This window comes from Stenotrophomonas sp. NPDC077420 (assembly GCF_044543385.1).
Classification (GTDB): Bacteria; Pseudomonadota; Gammaproteobacteria; order Xanthomonadales; family Xanthomonadaceae; genus Stenotrophomonas.
In genome coordinates this window covers 33,854-51,146 of record NZ_JBITVZ010000013.1, presented here as the reverse complement: position 1 = coordinate 51,146, position 17,293 = coordinate 33,854, and the positions used below count along the sequence as shown (strand labels likewise).

The following is a 17,293-nucleotide window of genomic DNA, read 5'->3' as shown; positions in this document are numbered from 1 at the left end:
GCCAGGAGCTTCCCATGTCGATTGAAAAGGTTCTTTACACCGCCACCGCCACCGCCACCGGCGGCCGCGAGGGCCACGCCACCTCGTCGGACAAGGTGCTGGACGTGCAGCTGTCTACCCCGCGTGAACTGGGCGGCGCCGGCGGCCCGGGTACCAATCCGGAGCAGCTGTTCGCGGCGGGCTATTCGGCCTGCTTCCTGGGCGCGCTGAAGTACGTGGCCGGCCAGGCCAAGGTCGCGCTGCCGGCCGAGACCAGCATCACCGGCAATGTTGGCATCGGTCAGATCCCGACCGGCTTCGGTATTGAAGTGGAGCTGCAGATCAGCGTGCCGGGCCTGCCGCGTGAGCAGGTGGAGGAGCTGGTGCAGAAGGCACATGTGGTGTGCCCGTATTCGAACGCCACGCGCGGCAATATCGATGTGACGTTGACCATCGTTTGATGGGGGAGCGTGCCGACCAAAAAAAATGGGCGGATGCGGGTCGCGTTGACCGTGCATCCGCCCATCCCACCGCGGTGGATCCCGTTTCAGGGATGCATTCGTTGTTCCCGTTATTTTTCCGGGGTTACCAGCTGTACGACGCTGGAGAAGTCGAGCTTGCCGCGGCCGGCCTGGTGGTTCATCGAGTACAGGTTGCGGGCCAGTTCGCCCAGCGGGATCGAGGCGCCCACGCTCATGGCCGCTTCCACGGCCAGGCCCATGTCCTTGAGCATGAGGTCGCTGCCGAAGCCGCCGCTGTAGCCGCGCGAGGCGGGCGCATTTTCCAGCACGCCCGGCCACGGGTTGCACACTTCGGTGGCCCAGCTGCGGCCGGTGCTGACCGCCATCATCTGCGACAACACCTTCGGGTCCAAGCCGTGGGCCACGCCCAGGGCGATGGATTCGCCGGTCACGGCCATGATCACGCCCAGTGCCATGTTGTTGCACAGCTTGGCCACCTGGCCGGCGCCGCTGGCGCCGACGTGGAAGATGTTCTTGCCCATCGCCTGCAGCAGCGGGCGCGCACGCTCCAGCGCGTCGGCTTCGCCGCCCACGATGAAGGTGAGGGTGCCGGCCTGGGCACCGGCGGTGCCGCCGGAGACCGGGGCATCCAGCATCTGCAGGCCTCGTGCGGCCGCCGCTTCGGCCACCTTGCGTGCGGTGGCCGGCGCGATGGTGCTGCAGTCGATGACCAGCGCGCCACCGGGAATGTCGGCCAGCAGGCCGTCGTCGCCCAGGTACACGCCTTCGACGTGGCGGCTGGCCGGCAGCATCGAGATGACCACTTCGGCATCGGTCAGCGTGTCCAGCGCGGAGCTGGCGGCGGTGGCACCGGCGTCGACGGCGGCCTGCACGGCGGCCGGCACCAGATCGAACACGCGCACGGCGTGGCCGGCCTTGGCCAGGTTGGCGGCCATCGGGCCACCCATGTTGCCCAACCCGATGAATGCAATACGGCTCATGCGTGGCTCCTTTCAGGAACAGTGGCGCCCAGGTCGGCCAGCGGATGTGTGGCGTCGTCCCACGACGAAGCGAAGAAGGTGTCGGCCCAGCCCACCGTGGCCTCAGCCAGCGTCTGCGGCTGCCAGTGCGGGGTGCGGTCCTTGTCGATCAGCAGCGCGCGGATGCCTTCGGCGAAATCGCCGTGGGCAGCGCAGTGCAGCGCGGCGATGTACTCCAGGCGATAGACGTCGGCCAGCGACGCACCGGCGGTGCGCTTCTGCAGTTCCCAGGCCAGGCGCGCCGAACCGGGGGCACCGGCGGCGAGCGTAGCCTGCGCGGTCTGCAGCCACGGGTCTTCGGTATGCAACGCGGCAATGGCATTCACCACCGCAGGCACATCGCTACCCTCGCACAGCGTGTCGATCAACGCGGCGTTGCGCAGCAGCGGACCGGTGGCGGCATCGCTGGCGTGCTGCTGCAACAGGGTGCTGAGCTGTTCGTGGTTGCGCTTGGCGTCCGCACTCCAGTGCACGTCGGCCAGCGCGTTGAATACATCGGCGCGCTGGGCCTCGGCGATATGGATATCGGCCATGCCGGCATAGATGGCGTCGCCGGCATTGAGCGGCGCGCCGGTCAGGGCGAGGAACAGGCCCGCCTTGCCCGGTACGCGCGGCAGCAACCAGCTGCCACCCACGTCCGGGAACAGACCCACGGTGATTTCCGGGAACGCCAGTTTGGAGCGCTCGCTCACCACGCGGTGGCTGGCACCGGACATCAGCCCAATGCCGCCGCCCATGACGATGCCGTGGCCCCAGCACAGGATCGGCTTGGCGTAGGTATGGATGGCGTAGTCGACGCGGTACTCCACGTCGAAGAACTCGGAGGCGTAATGGTTGTCGCGCACATCGCCCGCACCGGCATCGCGGTAGGCGCGCATGCTCTGGTACAGGCTGTGCAGGTCGCCACCGGCGCAGAACGCCTTCTCGCCCGCGCCCTGCAGCACCACCAGCGCGATGCCCTCGTCGGCTGCCCAGGCGGTCAGGCGTTCGTGCAGCAGGTGCGCCATCGGCAGCGAGAACCCGTTGAGGGTGCGCGGTGCGTTCAGCGTGGCGATGCCGATGCGGGTGCCGTTGGCGGCGGTGCGCTCTTCGAACAGCGCCGGCGCCTCCACGCTGGCCTCGGGCGTGGTCATGCGTTCTTCCACTGCGGTGCGCGCTTTTCCAGGAAGGCGTTCACGCCTTCGGCCTGGTCGGCGCGGTCGAACAGGTCGACAAAGGCCTCGCGCTCGGCGACCAGGGCCGAGGCATGGCTGATGCCACTGCGGGTGGCCTGGACCAGGGTCTTGCAGGCGGCCACGCTGGACGGGCTCTGCTTGCCGGCCTTGTTCGCCCACTCGATGGCCAGCGCCCTGGATTCGCCCTTGCCGACTTTTTCTTCTGCCAGGCCGATGCGCACGGCGGTATCGGCGTCGATGCGTTCGCCCAGCAGGATCATCCGCTTGGCCCAGCCCTCGCCGACCAGGCGGGGCAGGTTCTGGGTGCCGCCGGCGCACGGCAGCAGGCCCACCGTAGCCTCCGGCAGCGCGACCTGGGCGTGTTCTTCGATGATGCGCAGGTCGCAGGCCAGCGCGCATTCCAGCCCGCCGCCCATGGCGTAGCCGTTGATCGCGGCGATGGACACGCCACGGAAACCGGACAGCGCTTCAAACGCTTCGCCGAAGCGGCGCGCCGCCTCACGGGCCAGCGCCTTGTCGCCGGAAGCGAACTGCTTGAGGTCGGCGCCGGCGGAGAAGAACTTCTCGCCGCCACCGGTGATCACCAGTGCGTAGATGCCGGTGTCGGCATTGAGCGCGCCGACCAGGTCGCGCAGCGCCGAGAGGCTGTGCACGGTCCAGGTATGGGCCGGCGGGTTGTCCAGGGTGATCACGGCGGTGTGGCCGTCGGCCTCGACCTTCAGGCCCACGTGTTCCTGCTTGCGCCAATCCATCATCGCAGTTCCTCTTCGGTGTTGAGCAGGTGGCGGGCCACGATCACGCGCATGATCTCGTTGGTGCCCTCCAGGATCTGGTGCACGCGGCTGTCGCGCAGCAGGCGTTCGATCGGGTATTCGCGGATATAGCCGTAGCCGCCGTGGATCTGCAGCGCATCGTTGCAGACCTGGAAGCCGGCGTCGGTGGCGAAACGCTTGGCCATCGCGCACCACACATTGGTATCGCTGGCGCCGGCGTCGAGCTTGCGGGCGGCGGTATGCACCATCTGGCGAGCGGCCACCAGCTGGGTGGCCATGTCGGCCAGCTTGAACTGCAACGCCTGGAAATCGGCCAGCGGCTTGCCGAACTGGCGGCGCTCGCCCATGTAGCGGCGCGCCGCGTCCAGTGCGCCCTGCGCGGCGCCCAGCGAGCAGGCGGCGATGTTGATGCGGCCGCCATCCAGGCCCTTCATGGCCAGCCTGAAGCCACTGCCCTCTTCGCCGAGCAGGTTGCCCACCGGCACGCGCACGTTTTCGAAGGTGATGCCGCGGGTGGGCTGGCTGTTCCAGCCCATCTTCTCTTCCTTGCGGCCGTAGCTGATGCCGGCCAGGTCGGCCGGCACCGCGATGGCGCTGATGCCGCTGGCGCCGGGACCGCCGGTGCGCGCCATCACCACCAGCAGCTCGGTGGCACCGGCGCCGGAAATGAAGGCCTTGGCGCCGTTCAGCACGTAGTGGTCGCCATCGCGCACGGCGGTGGTCTTGAGCGAGGCCGCATCCGAACCGGCGCCCGGTTCGGTCAGGCAGTACGAGGCCAGCCTGCTGCCCGACGACAACGCCTGGCCCCATTCGGCGCGCAGCGCTTCGGTGCCCCAGCTGGAGACCATCCACGAGGCCATGTTGTGGATGCTGACATACGCCGCGGTGGACGGGTCCACGTTGGCGAGCTCCTCGATGACGACGGCGGCGTCCAGACGGCTCAGGCCGCTGCCACCGACTTCAGGGTCCATGTACAGGCCACAGAACCCGAGTTCCCCTGCCTTGGCGATCGCCTCGCGCGGAAAGATGCCCTCCGCATCCCATCGCGCGGCGTGCGGCGCCAGTTCGGCCTGGGCGAAGTCACGCGCGGCCTCTCTATAGGCCTGCTGCGCTTCGTCGAGTTCCGTCGTCATCGAGTTGCTCATAAACACTCCGTGCCGTTGCCGGCGCTTACTTCAGGCTGATCGTGGTGTTGACGCCGTGACCCAGGGTCTCGTCGTCGAACCAGCGCGCGGTGATGGTCTTGGTCTGGGTGTAGAACATGACCACCTGCTTGCCATACGGACCCAGGTCGCCCAGCTTGGAGGCGCGCGACCCGGTGAACGAGAACAGCGGCACCGGCACGGGAATCGGCACGTTGATGCCGACCTGGCCGACGTCGATTTCTTCCTGGAAACGGCGGGCCGCGGCGCCGGACTGGGTGAACAGCGCGGTGCCGTTGCCGTTGGGGTTGGCGTTGATCAGGTCGATGGCGTCGTCCAGCGTTTCCGCTTCCAGGATCACCAGCACCGGCCCGAAGATTTCTTCGTCGTACACGCGCATGCCCGGCTTGACGCCGTCGAAGATGGTCGGGCCCACGAAGTTGCCCTTCTCGAAACCGTCCACCTGCGGGTTGCGGCCGTCCAGCACCAGCTTGGCGCCCTGCTCCACGCCCGAGGCGATCAGCGCTTCAACGCGTTCGCGGGCGGCGCAGGAAATCACCGGGCCGACGTCGGTACCGGCCACGCTGCCGGCGCTGACCTTGAGGGTCTTGGCCTTGGCCACCAGGTCCGGCACCCACTCGCGGGCTTCGCCGACCAGCACCAGGGTGGAGGCGGCCATGCAGCGCTGGCCGGCCGCGCCGAAGGCGGCACCGACCATGGCGTTGAGGCTCTGTTCCTTGTTGGCGTCCGGCAGCACCACGGCGTGGTTCTTGGCGCCCATCATGCACTGCACGCGCTTGCCGGCCAGCGAGGCGCGGTTGTACACGTGGGTGCCGACGCGGGTGGAACCCACGAACGACACGGCCTTGATGTCCGGGTGGTCGCAGATCGCGTTGACCACTTCTTCGCCGCCGTGCACGACGTTGAGCACGCCCTTGGGGATGCCCGCTTCCAGCGCCAGTTCGACCAGGCGCATGGTGACCATCGGGTCCTGTTCGGACGGCTTGAGGATGAAGGTATTGCCGGTGGCAATGGCCATCGGGAACATCCACAGCGGAATCATCGCCGGGAAGTTGAACGGGGTGATGCCGGCGCACACGCCCAGCGGCTGCAGCAGGGTGTAGGTGTCCACGCCGTTGGCCACGTTGTTGGCCAGCTCGCCCAGCTGCAGGTTGCCGATGGCGGCCGCATGTTCGACCACTTCCAGGCCGCGGAACACATCGCCTTCGGCGTCCGGCACGGTCTTGCCCTGCTCGGCGCTGAGGATGTGCGCCAGCTCGCTCATGTGCTCGCGGATCAGCTGCTGGTACTTCAGGAAGATGCGCGCGCGGGTGCCGATGGGGGTCTTGCGCCAGGTCTTGAAGGCTTCCTTGGCCGAGGCCACGGCCGCGTCCACTTCGCCCACGGTGGCGAACGGCACCTGGGCCAGGACGTCCTGGGTGGCCGGGTTGACCACGTTCTGCCAGTGCGAGCTGGCCGATTCGACGAACTGGCCATCGATCAACATGCGGATACGGGGCGCTGCAACAGTCATGGCAATACCGGCGGGGTGCGAAAGGTGATTGGCATTATTCACACGCCAGCCCTCGATTTCCGGCCTGCCTGCGCTTAATCTGGCCAACGCCCGCTACGATTCTTGTTAATTGTGTGAATAGCCAGCCTCCCCAACGCCAGATCGGCCTGCGCCTGCTGCGCCTGCGCGAGCAGCGCGGCTACAGCCAGGCCCAGCTTGCCCGGGCGCTCGGCCTGTCGGCCAGCTACCTGAACCAGATCGAGCGCAACAAGCGCCCGTTGACCCCGGCGGTGCAGTCCCGGCTGCGCGAGGTGTTGGGCGACGTTACCGACCTGTTCGACGTGGATGAGCCCGGGGCGCTGCAGGAAGCGTTGGGTGAGACCCTGCGCGACCTGGGCCTGGACGAGGTGAGCAGCACCGAGCTGCGGGCGATGGCGGGCAACCTGCCGAAGATCAGCCGGGCCCTGCTCGACCTGCACCGCCGCCACCTGCTGCTGCGCGAACACGCCGCCGCGCTGGAGTTCCAGCTGGGCGACCCGCAGGCCGGGCAGGCGCTGCCGGCCGGCGACCAGGTGCGGGACTTCTTCAACCGCATGCACAACCACATTCCCGAGCTGGACGACCTGGCCGAGCAGCTGTTCGGCGAATGGGGGCTGGTGGCCGGGCACGTGGCGCCGCGTCTGCGCCAGCTGCTGGCCGACCGCCATGGTGTGCTGGTGGAAGTGGCGCCGCTGCAGGCCGGGCGCGAGAAGCGCGTGTACGACGGCGGCAGCCGCACGTTGTGGCTGCCCGATTACCTGGAACCGGGCCAGCAGGCGTTCCAGATGGCCGCCGAGCTGGCGCTACTGGGCTATGCGGCGCAGATCGATGCGGTGATCGCGCGCGCCGGTTTCCGCGAAGCGGAACAGATCGCGCAGGCGCGCATCGGCATGTCCAACTACTTCGCCGGTGCGCTGGTGATGCCGTATGCGCAGTTCCTGCGTGCGGCCGAACACAGCGCCTACGACATCGACGCGCTGGCGCATCGCTTCGGGGTGGGGTTTGAAGCGGTGTGCCACCGGCTGAGCACGCTGGCGCGGCGCAGTGCGCCGGGGCTGCCGTTCTTCTTCATCCGGGTGGACCGCGCCGGCAATGTGTCCAAGCGCCACTCGGCCACCGATTTCCACTTCTCGCAGGTGGGCGGTTCGTGCCCGCTGTGGATCGTGTATGAGGCGTTCAACCAGCCGGGGCGCGTGCTGACCCAGACCGCGCGCATGCCGGATGGACGTCGGCATTTCTGGCTGGCCCGGCAGGTCAGCAGCGGCCCGGTTGGCCACGGCCAGCCGCGCAAGACGTTTGCGGTGGCGTTGGGTTGCGACCTGCAGCATGCCGAGCGGTTGATCTATTCGCGCGGGCTGGATATCCAGAGCCCGGGCAATTCGGTGTCGATCGGCCCGGGCTGCCGGGTCTGCCCGCGCGAGGATTGCATGCAGCGCGCGTTCGCGCAGCTGCCCGGGCGGGCGTGAGCCGGTTGGCCACGCGGGTCGGCGCGGACGGGAAGAGCGTACCGACCAACGGTCGGTACCTACCGGGGTCTCGCGCGGTGCGCCAACCACGACAGCCCCCCGCGCGCCAACCCACGGCCGCAGGCCCCCCCCCCGCCATCCCGGTAGCGCACGACCGTTGGTCGTGCGGCCGCCAGCCCCGCCCCACCAACAACCGCATCCCGGTAGCGCACGACCGTTGGTCGTGCGGCCATGAGCCCCACCCCACCAACAACCGCATCCCGGTAGCGCACGACCGTTGGTCGTGCGGCCGTCAGCCCCACCCCACCAACAACCGCATCCCGGTAGCGCACGACCGTGGGTCGTGCGGCCGTCAGCCCCACCCCACCAACAACCGCATCCCGGTAGCGCACGACCGTTGGTCGTGCGGCCGCGAGCGGTCAATAGCTGGGGGTCACCTTCATCTGCGGCAGCGGGCGCGGGGCGCCGTCGGTGAGGTCCGGGCCGAGGTCTTCCCAGGTCTGGCCCTGTTCGACCATCAACCGCCACAGCTGCTGCGATTCACGGCGCTTTTCTTCCGAGCCGAACCGGTACGACGGCGGCGGTGGCGCGCCGTGCGCAACCGATGCGTAGGCCTCCTGCCAGGCGTCGACACGCTGCGCCGGATCATCCGTGCGCGCCACTTCCAACGTGTAGCGCTGGTAGGCGGAGGCGAGATTCCGCCAACGTATCCAGTAATGATTGGCAAATGAGAAATCACAGAAGCGCTCGCCCGCCACGCTGCCCTTGGCGGCGATGCGGCTCAGCACGGCCTGCGGCATGTCCAGGTTCATGCCGCCTTCGTCGCCCTGCAGGGTGACGTGCACGATGCGGTCGCGGTAGCCGGGCGCGCGCGCCTGCAGCACGTCGCGCCAGTTCTGCATGGTGGACACGATGGAGAACAGGAACCCGGACATCTCCGCCGCCGCCAGCGGCCGCGCGATGGACTGGTAGCTGCGCTGCCAGCCATGCCGGTTTTCGGTGGGCAGGAATACCGCGGCATTGATGGCATCGGGTGAATCGGGCGCGGCGTGCAGCGGTTCGGCGGTGTGCGGGTACACCAGGTTGATGCCGAAGGTGGGCCAGCGCGGCAGCGCGGCGTCGAACAGGTGGATGGGGAAGTTGCTGCTGATGCCGCCGTCGGAGAACCAGCACACCCGGAACGCGGTGATCGCCGAGCCGCTGCCGTGGCCACCGCTGGTAAGTCCTTCGGTGCTGTCGGCCACGTTGCGGTCGCCGTGCGCGGGCGCGGCGTCGGCCATCGGTTCGCAGCGGCGCTCGCGCCGGGCGGGTTCGTGCAGCGGCACCGCGCTGATCAGCAGCGGGAAGCTCAGGCTCATGCGCGTGGCGATCAGCACCGGCAACTGCTCGCCTTCGGGCAGCCGGTAGTAGTCCACGCCGTCCACGTGGTGCGGCGCCCCAGCGTGGGCCAGCAGCCAGGCCACCACGCTGGCCGGGAACAGCTGTGCGAATTCCTCGCGGCGGAACCAGAAATGCGAGGCGCTGAACGGCAGCGTGCGCGGCTCGGTGTGCGAGACGCAGGTGGTGATCATCTGCAGGCTGATCGCATGCTCCCCTGCCGGCTCGCCGCTGTAACGCGGGGCGTGGTGCAGGTCGGCGAAGGTCAGTGGCTGGTCCAGCGGCTTGCCCGCCAGCGCCTGCAGCTGCGTGTGCAGCCAGTCGGTCAGCGCGGGATGGTCGGCGCCGCCCTGGGTGGCGCCGGAGCACAGGCCCAGCAGGTTGCGCCGCGCCACCCGCGCCACGCGCAGCGCTGCCGCCAGCACCCCGGCCCCATACGCGCACAGCAGCGACGGCAGCAGCGTGGCCCACACGCCTTCCACGCCCGCCGCCAGCCAGCCGATACCGAGCAGCGCCACCAGCGCGGCCAGCAGTTCCAGCGGTGCGATGGCGAACACCGCCGCCGCCAGGCACAGCACCTTGCGCGGCAGGCCGGCCTTGCCGGCCAGCATCACCAGCAGCCGGTAGGCGGTGCGCGCGCCGTACGCCGGCTGGAACAGGCTGTAGATGAAACCGCGCCGCGACAGCTGCGTGGAGACGTCGGCCAGCCCGGCAAAACCGGCCTGTGGCCCGAGCGCCTCGCCGGTACGGCAGCGGCGATCACCCAGCGCAGCGGCGGCGGCCACCGCCGCGGCGATGGCCCCGGCCGACGTGCCGCCGATGCTCTTGAAACGGTATTCCCGGGCCAGCGACAGCACCGCGTTGGGGTACACGATGCCGCTGGTGATGCCGCCCTTCATGACCAGATCGCAGTACTTGTCCGCCATTGCGCCGCCCTCCTCCGCCTTGGGCACCAGTATCGCCCAAGGCCTTCTCAGGGCCTGAGAACCCCGCCGCAGTTACGTCATCGGCGGTTGCTGGTGGCCGACTGCGGCACCCGACGCACCTGCGACAGGTCGTAGCCGAGCGCGGCGATCCGGGTCATGGCCTTCTGGTAGTCCTGCTCGGAGATCTGCGGAGTGCGCGCCATCAGCCACATGTAGTCGCGCTTGCTGCGGCCGACGATGGTCTGCTGGTAGTCGTCGTCCAGGTAGACGATCACGTACTCGGCCTTGATCGGCCAGACGAACTGCATGCCCCACTCCGCGCCGTTGGTGCCCTCCTTGACCGTGCCGATCGGGTGCATGGTCTTGATCGGGGCCTCGAAGCTGCCCTTGCGGTAGCGGAACGTGGTCTGGATGCGGCCGTCCGGGCGCAGCGCGTAGGATTCCACCGCGTCGAAGGCCTCACGCTCGGGCCGGCTGGGAATATGCGCGATCACGTACCAGTCGCCCATGAAGCGCGGCACGTCCACATGGGCCACCGGCGGAATGGGGCGGGTGTTGCTGCTGCAGCCACCTAGCAACATGCCGGCGGCAAGGAGGGGAAGCAGGCGTCGTAGTGTCATGGCGATCTCCTCGGCGTGGGTCAGGGACGTTCGAACAGGTAGTGGGCCACCATCCACTGCTGGCCCTGCTGGTAACCGAACAGTTCGGCGCAGGCCATCCAGAACATGCGCCAGCGCTGGAACCACAGCGCCGCGGCGGCATCGCCGTAGCCGGCGCGCAGCACCGCCATGACCGCGTCGCGGTTCTGGTCCTGGCGCGCCAGCCAGTGGTTGGCGGTGCGCTCGTAGTGGGTGCCGTCCAGCAACCATCGCTGCTGCAGGTGCAGGTGCTGCTGGAAGTGCAGCAGGGTGTCGGCCGCCGGCATCAGCCCGCCGGTGAAGAAGTGCCGCCCCATCCAGTTGTCCTCGCCCTCGGCTTCGAACGGGTACATCAGGGTGCGGTGCACGAAGATGTGCACGAACAGCTTGCCGTCCGGGCGCAGCCACTGGTGGATGCGCTGCAGCAGCCGCGCGTAGTTGCGCACGTGTTCGAACATCTCCACCGACACGCAGCGATCGAAGCTGCCCGGGTCCAGCACAAGCTGGTTCACGTCGCGGGTCAGCACCGTCACGTTGCTCAACCCACGTGCGCGGCACTGCGCCAGGATGTGCTCGCGCTGGCTGTTGGAATTGGACACCGCGGTGATCCGCGCGGCGGGATAGCGCTCGGCCATCCACAGCGTGAGCGATCCCCAGCCACAGCCCAGCTCCAGGATGTCCTGGCCGTCGGCCAGCTGCGCGCGTTCGCCATACAACGCGAGCATGGCCTCTTCGGCCTGGTCCAGTGTTTCGGTGCCGGTGGGGTAGTAGCAGCTGCTGTACTTCAGGCGGGCGCCGAGGCAATCCTGGAAGAAGGCGGCAGGCACTTCGTAGTGCTGGCGGTTTGCCGCGTCCACATGCAGGGCCAGCGGGCTGCGCGACAGGCCGATGATGCGCTCGGCGAAACGCTGCGACTGTGCTTCCACACTGCCCGCGCTTTCCTCGCGCAGGCGCGCTTCGCACTGGCGGCGGATGCCCAGCCGCAGCAGCGCATCGGGCAACAGGCCGCGCTCGGCCAGGCCGGTCAATCCGGGAGCGTAGTCCGGCAGGGGCAGCGATTCTCGGGCGACGTTCACGGTGAAGACTCCTTGCGGGGGGAGGCGGTACGGGAGGGGAACCACGGGAACAGCATCGGCGTGCTGCGCTGGTAGTGGCGGTAGTCGTCGCCGCGCGTGCGCAGCGCCTGTGCTTCGGTGAAGGGAATGCCGCTCACCCAGCGCAGGAACACATACATCACCACCGGGCCGGACCAGGCCAGCCACCACATCGGCGAGTGCACGGCCAGCAGCACGTAGGTGAACCAGTGCAGCCATTCGAAGAAGTAGTTGGGATGGCGCGAGTAGCGCCACAGGCCATCGCGGCAGGTCCTGCCCTTGTTGGACGGGTCGGCGCGGAACCGGGCCAGCTGCCGATCAGCCAGCGACTCGCCGCCCACGCTCAGCAGCCACATCGCCACGGCGGCGACGATCCAGCCCACGGGCAGTTCCGCGCTCTGCGACACCGCCACGAACGGCAGCGCGAACAATACGATCAGCAACGCCTGGAACTGGAAGAACCCGAAGATCTTGCCCTGGTGCCCGTTCCAGTGGCGACGCAGGTGCTGGTAGCGGCCGTCCTCGTCTTCACTGCGCACGCGCTTCCACAGATGCAGCGAGAGCCGCGAACCCCACAGGCCACCGAGCATGGCCAGCGCGATGCGCGGCGCGGTGGCGCCATCGCCCAGCCATGCCAGCAGCAGCGCCGAGGCACCTACGCCCTTGGCCCAGAGCACATCCACCACGCCGATGTTCTGGTGGCGGCGCTGCCACCACCAGCCCCAGCACATGATCAGTGCCGCGTACAGCCATACCCACAGAAGATGGATCATGCATGTGCTCCCTTGGTGGTTGCTGACGCATTCGTGCTGGCGTGCTGCCAATGCCGCGCGCAGGTGGCCAGCAGCGGCAACGCCATGGCCCAGCCCGCAGCCAGCATCGCCACGCCGTGCCAGGCCGGTGCCGCGAAGGCCACCGAGGACCAGCCGCGCGCCGCGGAGAGATAGGCCAGCGGCGCCAGCAGCCCGACCAGCGCGGCCAGCCACGGGCGGTGCTGCAGCGCCTTGAGCGACACCGTGAGCGTCATCGCGAAGGCGGCCCACAACGCCAGGATCCACACCGGCGCCATCCACGCACTGGGACCCGCTGCGGCATACACCACCCGGCCGGAGCCGCCGGCCACGCCGTCCACGACCGCGCCGCACAGCAGCGCCACGCCCACCAGCTTCAGGTCCACCGCAGGCCGCGCCGACCACGCCAGCTGGCTGAGCACGTACGCGCTGGCCGCCAGCACGGCCGGCCAGCGCAGTCCGTGCCCGGCGCCGATCACCGCGCACAGCCAGACGCCCTGGTTGCCGATCACGTTGGCCCAGAAATGGCGCACGTCAGTGGGTTCCCTCGATGGGCGCCGGCCGGTAACCGGGCCGCGCCAGCAGCAGCTGCGATACGCCGATGGAGCGCTCCAGGAAACCGCCCTCGCAGTAAGCCAGATAGAACTCCCACAGGCGGATGAAGCGCTCGTCGAAGCCCTGCGCGCGTACTGCCGGCAGCTGCGACAGGAAGCGCCGGCGCCACGCGCGCAGCGTGAGCGCGTAGGACTGGCCGAAGTCATGCTGGCCGATCAGCTGCAGGTCGCTGCTGCGCGTCTTCGCGCCCAGCATGGCGTGCAGCGAGGGAATGAAGCTGCCCGGGAACACGTAGCGCTTGATGTAATCCACGCTGCGCCGCGCCTGCTCATAGCGCTCGTCTTCGATGGTGATCGCCTGCAGCATGGCCCGCCCCTCCGGCTTGAGCAGCCGGGTGAGCGTGGCGAAGTAGGTGTCCAGGTACTGCGCGCCGATGGCCTCGATCATCTCGATCGACACCAGCTTGTCGTACTGGCCGTCGAGGTCGCGGTAGTCCTTCAGCAGCACCGTCACCCGGTCCTGCAGTCCCGCCCTGGCCACGCGTTCGGTGGCCAGGGCGTACTGCTCCCTGGAGATGGTGGTCGTGGTGACGTGGCAGCCGTGGTGGAGCGCGGCGTACACCGCAAAGCCGCCCCAGCCGGTACCGATCTCGATCACCCGGTCGCCGGGCTGCAGCTGCAACTGGCCGCAGATGCGCGCCAGCTTGCGCTGCGAGGCCACTTCCAGCGTGTCGCCGGGTTCGGCATACAGCGCCGAGGAATACATCAGGTCGCTGGACAGGAACAGCGAGAAGAACGCATTGCCCAGGTCGTAGTGCGCGGCAATGTTGCGGCGGCTGCCTTCGCGGGTATTGCGGCGCAGCCGGTTCCAGCCCTGCAGCAGCCACCCGCCCAGGCGCGCCGGGCCACGCTCCATGCCGTCGAGCAGCGCGCGGTTGCGCACCAGCAGCTGCACCAGCGCCACCAGGTTGTCGCAGCGCCACTCGCCGCGGATGTAGGCCTCGCCTGCGCCTACGCTGCCCTGCGCGGCCACCGCGCGGTAGAACGCGGGGTGATCCACCCACACCACGACCTGCAGCGGCGCGTCGGCTTCGCCGAGGGTGACATCGCCCAGTGCGTCGCGCAGTTGCAGTCGCCCTCCCTTCATGGGCGCGAGCTGGGCCAGCAGGCGCCGGCGCAGGAAGGCTTCCAGTGCGCTGGGCCGGGGCAGGGCCAGCGGTTGGGTCATGTCGTTCATGGGTGCTTTCCGGCAATCGAAGGGTGGTCGTGGACAGGGGTGCGCTTGAGCCACAGGCGCAGCGCCTGCCAGTGGATGGCCGCCACCACCTGCAGCGTCATCAGCGGATAGCGCAGCAGTACCGTGGCCAGGCCGCGGCCGTCGAGCGCGTGGCGCTGCAGCGCCAGGTCGGCATCGAACTGCCGCTGGCCATCGCGCCACACCTGCATGTGCACGCGCAGATCATCGCCCGGGGCAGTGAAACGCCAGTGATAGTGGCAATCCATCGGCATGAACGGGGAGACGTGGAAGCGTTTGTCGAAGCTCCAGCCAAGTGCACGGCCGTGCGCATCCGCCTCCGCCACCGGCAGTACGTAGGCATGCCGCTCTTTCCACGGCGTATTGGTGATCTCGGCGACGATGCACTCCAGCGTGGTGCCGTCGGCCGCGTAGCAGTAGTAGAAGCTCACCGGATTGAAGACGTGGCCGGCGTAGCGCAGGTGGGTCAGCAGCCGGATCGGGCCAGAGGGTGCGCGCCCCAGCGCCTCGGCGATGCGTGCCCGCACCGCGCTGGCCAGGGGCTGGTCCGGGTCACCCAGGTAGTCGCTGCGGCGGAACTCGGCCAGGTTGCGGCGTCCCACCGACCACAGCCAGCGCCGCTTGAACACCGTGTCCAGTTCGTCCAGGTCCAGCAGCAGCTGCGCGACCGGATAGGTAAAGGCGTGAGCGTGCGGCGCGTGCCGGCGGTGCTGCATGCGCCCCCGGTAGATCGCGCTGGCGGTCATGCCGACACCCCTTGCGACAGCGGCCAGTACGCCTCCGCGTCCAGCGACTGCAACGCGTCCACCACCCGTCGCGCGCTGCGGATGCCGTCTTCGTGGAAGCCCCAGCCCCAGTACGCGCCGGCAAACCAGGTGCGGCGCCGGCCCTGTACTTCCGCCCAGCGCGCCTGCGCGCGCACCATCTCGTGGTCGTGCACCGGGTGCGCGTAATGCAGCGTGCGCAGGATCTTCGCCGGATCGATGGCGTCGGTGCGGTTGAGCGTGACCACCAGCGGGGTGGGCGTCTCGATGCCCTGCAGCAGGTTCATGCAGTAGCTCACCGAGCACGGGGCCATCGCATCGCGCGGTACATGCGCGTTCCACGCGGCCCAGGCCTTGCGGTTGCGCGGTAACAGGCGGGCGTCTGTGTGCAGCACCACTTCATTGGGCTGGTAGCGGATGGCATCGAGCACGCTGTACTCGGTGGGGTCGGCGTCGGACAGCAGCGCAAGCGCCTGGTCGCTGTGGCAGGCCAGTACCAGCTGGTCGAAGCCCTCCAGACCGTCAGGGGTGAGCACCCGAACGCCGTGTTCGTGCCGCTCCACGCCCAGCACGCGGCATTCCAGGCGTTCGCGTACCCGCCAGCGCCGGCGCAGTGCCTCGACGTAACGCGCCGAGCCGCCGGTGACCACCCGCCACTCCGGCCGGCCGCTGATCTGCAGCATCTGGTGGTTGGCCATGAACTGCACCAGGTAACGCGCCGGAAACTGCGCCAGGCTGGCGATCGGGGCGGACCACAACGCCGAGGCCATCGGCAGCAGGTGTTCCTGGATGAAGGCGCTGCCGTAGCGGCCTGCGTCGAGGTATTCCCCGAGCGAGGGCCCTTCGTCGGCGCTGTGCAGCAGCGCCGGCGCCTCGCGGTAGAAGCGGCGCAGGTCACGCAGCATGCCCCAGAAGCGTGGCGACAGCAGGTTGCGGCGCTGGCAGAACAGGGTGTCCACCGAGGTGGCGTTGTATTCCACGCCGCTGCGCTCGCTGTGCACTGAAAAGCTCATGGTGGTCGGCTGCGATGCGACGCCGAGTTCATCGAACAGCGCGGTCAGCAGCGGGTAGTGGGTCGGGTTGAACACGATGAAGCCGGTGTCCACGGCGTGCACCTGCCCGTCCACCTCCACCGCGTGGGTATGGGTGTGGCCGCCCAGATAGTCGTTGGCCTCGAACAGGGTGACCTCATGGCGCTGGCTCAGCCACCAGGCGCTGGCCAGGCCGGCGATGCCCGATCCGATCACGGCTATGCGCATGTCAGTGCTCCGCCTTGGCCAGCACCCAGGCCGGCACCGGTTTGAGGTCGCGTACCAGGCCCAGCGCGGCCATCGCACGCAGCCCGTACCAGGTGAGGTCCACTTCCCACCAGTAGAAGCCCTGGCGCGCGGTGCCCGGGAAGAAGTGATGGTTGTTGTGCCAGCCTTCGCCGAAGGTCAGCAGGGCCAGCCACAGGTTGTTGCGGCTGTCATCGCCGGTGGCGAAGCGGCGCGAGCCGAAGCGGTGGGCCAGCGAGTTGATGGTGACCGTGGCGTGGAACAGCACCACGGTGGAAATGAAGAAGCCCCACACCAGCATCTGCCCGCCGCTGGTGCCCATCCCCGGCGCCACCCGCTCCAGCAGTGCGCCCAGGCCAAACAAGGCGGCGGCCAGCGCGATTGGCACCAGCGTGTCGAAGCGGTCCAGCCAGCGCAGTTCGGGGTATTTCACCAGGTCGGGTATGCGCGCCCAGTCGGTGCGGAAGCCATCGGTGGTGAGGAACCAGCCCATGTGGCTCCACCAGAAGCCGTGCACCGTGGGCGAATGCGGGTCGGCCGCGGTTTCGGTGTGGCGGTGGTGGTTGCGGTGGTGCGCGGCCCACCACAACGGCCCGCGCTGCACGCTGGCCGCGCCGATCACCGCGAACAGGAACTGCACCGCGCGCGAGGTGCGGAAGGTGCGGTGCGCGAAGTAGCGGTGGTAGAAGGCGGTGATGGCGAACATCCGCAGCGCGTACAGCGCCAGCGCCACGCCCACCGCCACCCAGGACACCCCTACCCAGATCACCGCCAGGCAGGCCAGGTGCATGGCCACGAACGGGATCGCCCGCAGCCAGTCCACGCGGTTCCCGTCGTTGCCCGCCACCGGCGCGGACGCACCGGTGTCGAACCACCGCACCACGGTGGCCCAAAGGCCGCGCGGGGCGCGACCGGGGTGATCGGGGGTGGAACGGGACTGCATGTCGCGCTTCTCCTGGGTGGTTCATCAGGAGATACGCAGGTGGGGGGTGTTTGGATGCACCCCTTCCGAAAATAATTCCGGAAGGG

General features: G+C 68.8%; 16 protein-coding genes. 2 read left to right on the top strand and 14 right to left on the bottom strand.

What is annotated here, in order from left to right:
- The first annotated feature begins 14 nt into the window (after positions 1–14).
- On the top strand, positions 15–440 hold the full coding sequence (locus tag ACIGII_RS13475; protein ID WP_399638829.1) for an organic hydroperoxide resistance protein: 426 nt from the start codon (positions 15–17) through the stop codon (positions 438–440).
- Positions 441–550: 110 nt separating this feature from the next.
- Here ACIGII_RS13475 and mmsB read toward each other — a convergent pair whose 3' ends face one another.
- Genes mmsB through ACIGII_RS13450 form a run of 5 tightly spaced genes read right to left on the bottom strand, consistent with a single transcriptional unit; the run spans position 551 to position 6,104 of the window.
- Entirely contained in the window at positions 551–1,441 is an 891-nt protein-coding gene (gene mmsB, locus ACIGII_RS13470; RefSeq protein WP_399638827.1) for a 3-hydroxyisobutyrate dehydrogenase, read from the bottom strand.
- Positions 1,438–2,613 (bottom strand): enoyl-CoA hydratase/isomerase family protein, encoded by a 1,176-nt coding sequence (locus ACIGII_RS13465; RefSeq protein WP_399638825.1) that lies wholly within the window; start codon positions 2,611–2,613, stop codon positions 1,438–1,440. The genes mmsB and ACIGII_RS13465 overlap by 4 nt, the downstream gene beginning before the upstream one ends.
- Positions 2,610–3,410, bottom strand: coding sequence for an enoyl-CoA hydratase (locus ACIGII_RS13460; protein ID WP_399638824.1), 801 nt, complete (start codon positions 3,408–3,410; stop codon positions 2,610–2,612). Before ACIGII_RS13460 ends, ACIGII_RS13465 begins: the two co-directional genes overlap by 4 nt.
- Positions 3,407–4,573: an acyl-CoA dehydrogenase family protein gene (locus tag ACIGII_RS13455; RefSeq protein ID WP_399638823.1), complete on the bottom strand. Its 1,167-nt coding sequence runs from the start codon at positions 4,571–4,573 to the stop codon at positions 3,407–3,409. The genes ACIGII_RS13460 and ACIGII_RS13455 overlap by 4 nt, the downstream gene beginning before the upstream one ends.
- A 25-nt stretch (positions 4,574–4,598) precedes the next feature.
- Positions 4,599–6,104: a CoA-acylating methylmalonate-semialdehyde dehydrogenase gene (locus ACIGII_RS13450; protein ID WP_399638822.1), complete on the bottom strand. Its 1,506-nt coding sequence runs from the start codon at positions 6,102–6,104 to the stop codon at positions 4,599–4,601.
- A 113-nt stretch (positions 6,105–6,217) separates the two neighbouring features.
- Between ACIGII_RS13450 and ACIGII_RS13445 the strand changes: the two genes are divergently transcribed.
- Complete coding sequence (locus tag ACIGII_RS13445; protein ID WP_399638820.1) at positions 6,218–7,588, top strand: short-chain fatty acyl-CoA regulator family protein; 1,371 nt, start codon at positions 6,218–6,220, stop codon at positions 7,586–7,588.
- 419 nt (positions 7,589–8,007) lie between these two features.
- Here the strand turns inward: ACIGII_RS13445 and ACIGII_RS13440 are convergent, their stop codons facing one another.
- The 9 genes from ACIGII_RS13440 to ACIGII_RS13400 all read right to left on the bottom strand — a co-directional run bounded on the left by ACIGII_RS13440 (position 8,008) and on the right by ACIGII_RS13400 (position 17,207).
- Positions 8,008–9,891 carry an RpoH suppressor gene (locus tag ACIGII_RS13440; protein WP_399638818.1) on the bottom strand — a complete coding sequence of 628 codons (1,884 nt, stop codon included), beginning with the start codon at positions 9,889–9,891 and terminating at the stop codon, positions 8,008–8,010.
- Positions 9,892–9,968: 77 nt separating this feature from the next.
- A complete protein-coding gene (locus ACIGII_RS13435) occupies positions 9,969–10,511 on the bottom strand; it encodes a lipocalin family protein (RefSeq protein WP_399638816.1) in 543 nt (180 codons plus the stop codon).
- Positions 10,512–10,531: 20 nt separating this feature from the next.
- A complete protein-coding gene (locus ACIGII_RS13430) occupies positions 10,532–11,605 on the bottom strand; it encodes an SAM-dependent methyltransferase (protein WP_399638814.1) in 1,074 nt (357 codons plus the stop codon).
- A complete protein-coding gene (locus ACIGII_RS13425) occupies positions 11,602–12,396 on the bottom strand; it encodes a DUF1295 domain-containing protein (protein WP_399638812.1) in 795 nt (264 codons plus the stop codon). Before ACIGII_RS13425 ends, ACIGII_RS13430 begins: the two co-directional genes overlap by 4 nt.
- Entirely contained in the window at positions 12,393–12,947 is a 555-nt protein-coding gene (locus tag ACIGII_RS13420) for a DUF2878 domain-containing protein (protein ID WP_399638811.1), read from the bottom strand. Before ACIGII_RS13420 ends, ACIGII_RS13425 begins: the two co-directional genes overlap by 4 nt.
- A 1-nt stretch (position 12,948) precedes the next feature.
- Positions 12,949–14,205, bottom strand: a complete 1,257-nt coding sequence (locus tag ACIGII_RS13415) for a class I SAM-dependent methyltransferase (RefSeq protein ID WP_399638809.1) — start codon at positions 14,203–14,205, stop codon at positions 12,949–12,951.
- The gene (locus ACIGII_RS13410; RefSeq protein WP_399638807.1) at positions 14,202–14,969 is read right to left on the bottom strand and encodes a DUF1365 domain-containing protein; all 768 of its coding nucleotides are present in this window, start codon (positions 14,967–14,969) and stop codon (positions 14,202–14,204) included. The genes ACIGII_RS13415 and ACIGII_RS13410 overlap by 4 nt, the downstream gene beginning before the upstream one ends.
- Positions 14,966–16,246, bottom strand: a complete 1,281-nt coding sequence (locus tag ACIGII_RS13405) for an NAD(P)/FAD-dependent oxidoreductase (protein WP_399638806.1) — start codon at positions 16,244–16,246, stop codon at positions 14,966–14,968. The genes ACIGII_RS13410 and ACIGII_RS13405 overlap by 4 nt, the downstream gene beginning before the upstream one ends.
- Before the next feature lies 1 nt (position 16,247).
- Positions 16,248–17,207, bottom strand: a complete 960-nt coding sequence (locus ACIGII_RS13400; RefSeq protein ID WP_399638804.1) for an acyl-CoA desaturase — start codon at positions 17,205–17,207, stop codon at positions 16,248–16,250.
- Between the last annotated feature and the right edge of the window lie 86 nt (positions 17,208–17,293).

Bases quoted from the DNA above. Each gene is read 5' to 3' on its own strand.
- ACIGII_RS13475 (WP_399638829.1), top strand. From the start codon at position 15: ATGTCGATTGAAAAGGTTCTTTACACCGCCACCGCCACCGCCACCGGC.
- mmsB (WP_399638827.1), bottom strand. From the start codon at position 1,441: ATGAGCCGTATTGCATTCATCGGGTTGGGCAACATGGGTGGCCCGATG.
- ACIGII_RS13465 (WP_399638825.1), bottom strand. From the start codon at position 2,613: ATGACCACGCCCGAGGCCAGCGTGGAGGCGCCGGCGCTGTTCGAAGAG.
- ACIGII_RS13460 (WP_399638824.1), bottom strand. From the start codon at position 3,410: ATGATGGATTGGCGCAAGCAGGAACACGTGGGCCTGAAGGTCGAGGCC.
- ACIGII_RS13455 (WP_399638823.1), bottom strand. From the start codon at position 4,573: ATGAGCAACTCGATGACGACGGAACTCGACGAAGCGCAGCAGGCCTAT.
- ACIGII_RS13450 (WP_399638822.1), bottom strand. From the start codon at position 6,104: ATGACTGTTGCAGCGCCCCGTATCCGCATGTTGATCGATGGCCAGTTC.
- ACIGII_RS13440 (WP_399638818.1), bottom strand. From the start codon at position 9,891: ATGGCGGACAAGTACTGCGATCTGGTCATGAAGGGCGGCATCACCAGC.
- ACIGII_RS13435 (WP_399638816.1), bottom strand. From the start codon at position 10,511: ATGACACTACGACGCCTGCTTCCCCTCCTTGCCGCCGGCATGTTGCTA.
- ACIGII_RS13425 (WP_399638812.1), bottom strand. From the start codon at position 12,396: ATGATCCATCTTCTGTGGGTATGGCTGTACGCGGCACTGATCATGTGC.
- ACIGII_RS13415 (WP_399638809.1), bottom strand. From the start codon at position 14,205: ATGAACGACATGACCCAACCGCTGGCCCTGCCCCGGCCCAGCGCACTG.
- ACIGII_RS13410 (WP_399638807.1), bottom strand. From the start codon at position 14,969: ATGACCGCCAGCGCGATCTACCGGGGGCGCATGCAGCACCGCCGGCAC.
- ACIGII_RS13405 (WP_399638806.1), bottom strand. From the start codon at position 16,246: ATGCGCATAGCCGTGATCGGATCGGGCATCGCCGGCCTGGCCAGCGCC.
- ACIGII_RS13400 (WP_399638804.1), bottom strand. From the start codon at position 17,207: ATGCAGTCCCGTTCCACCCCCGATCACCCCGGTCGCGCCCCGCGCGGC.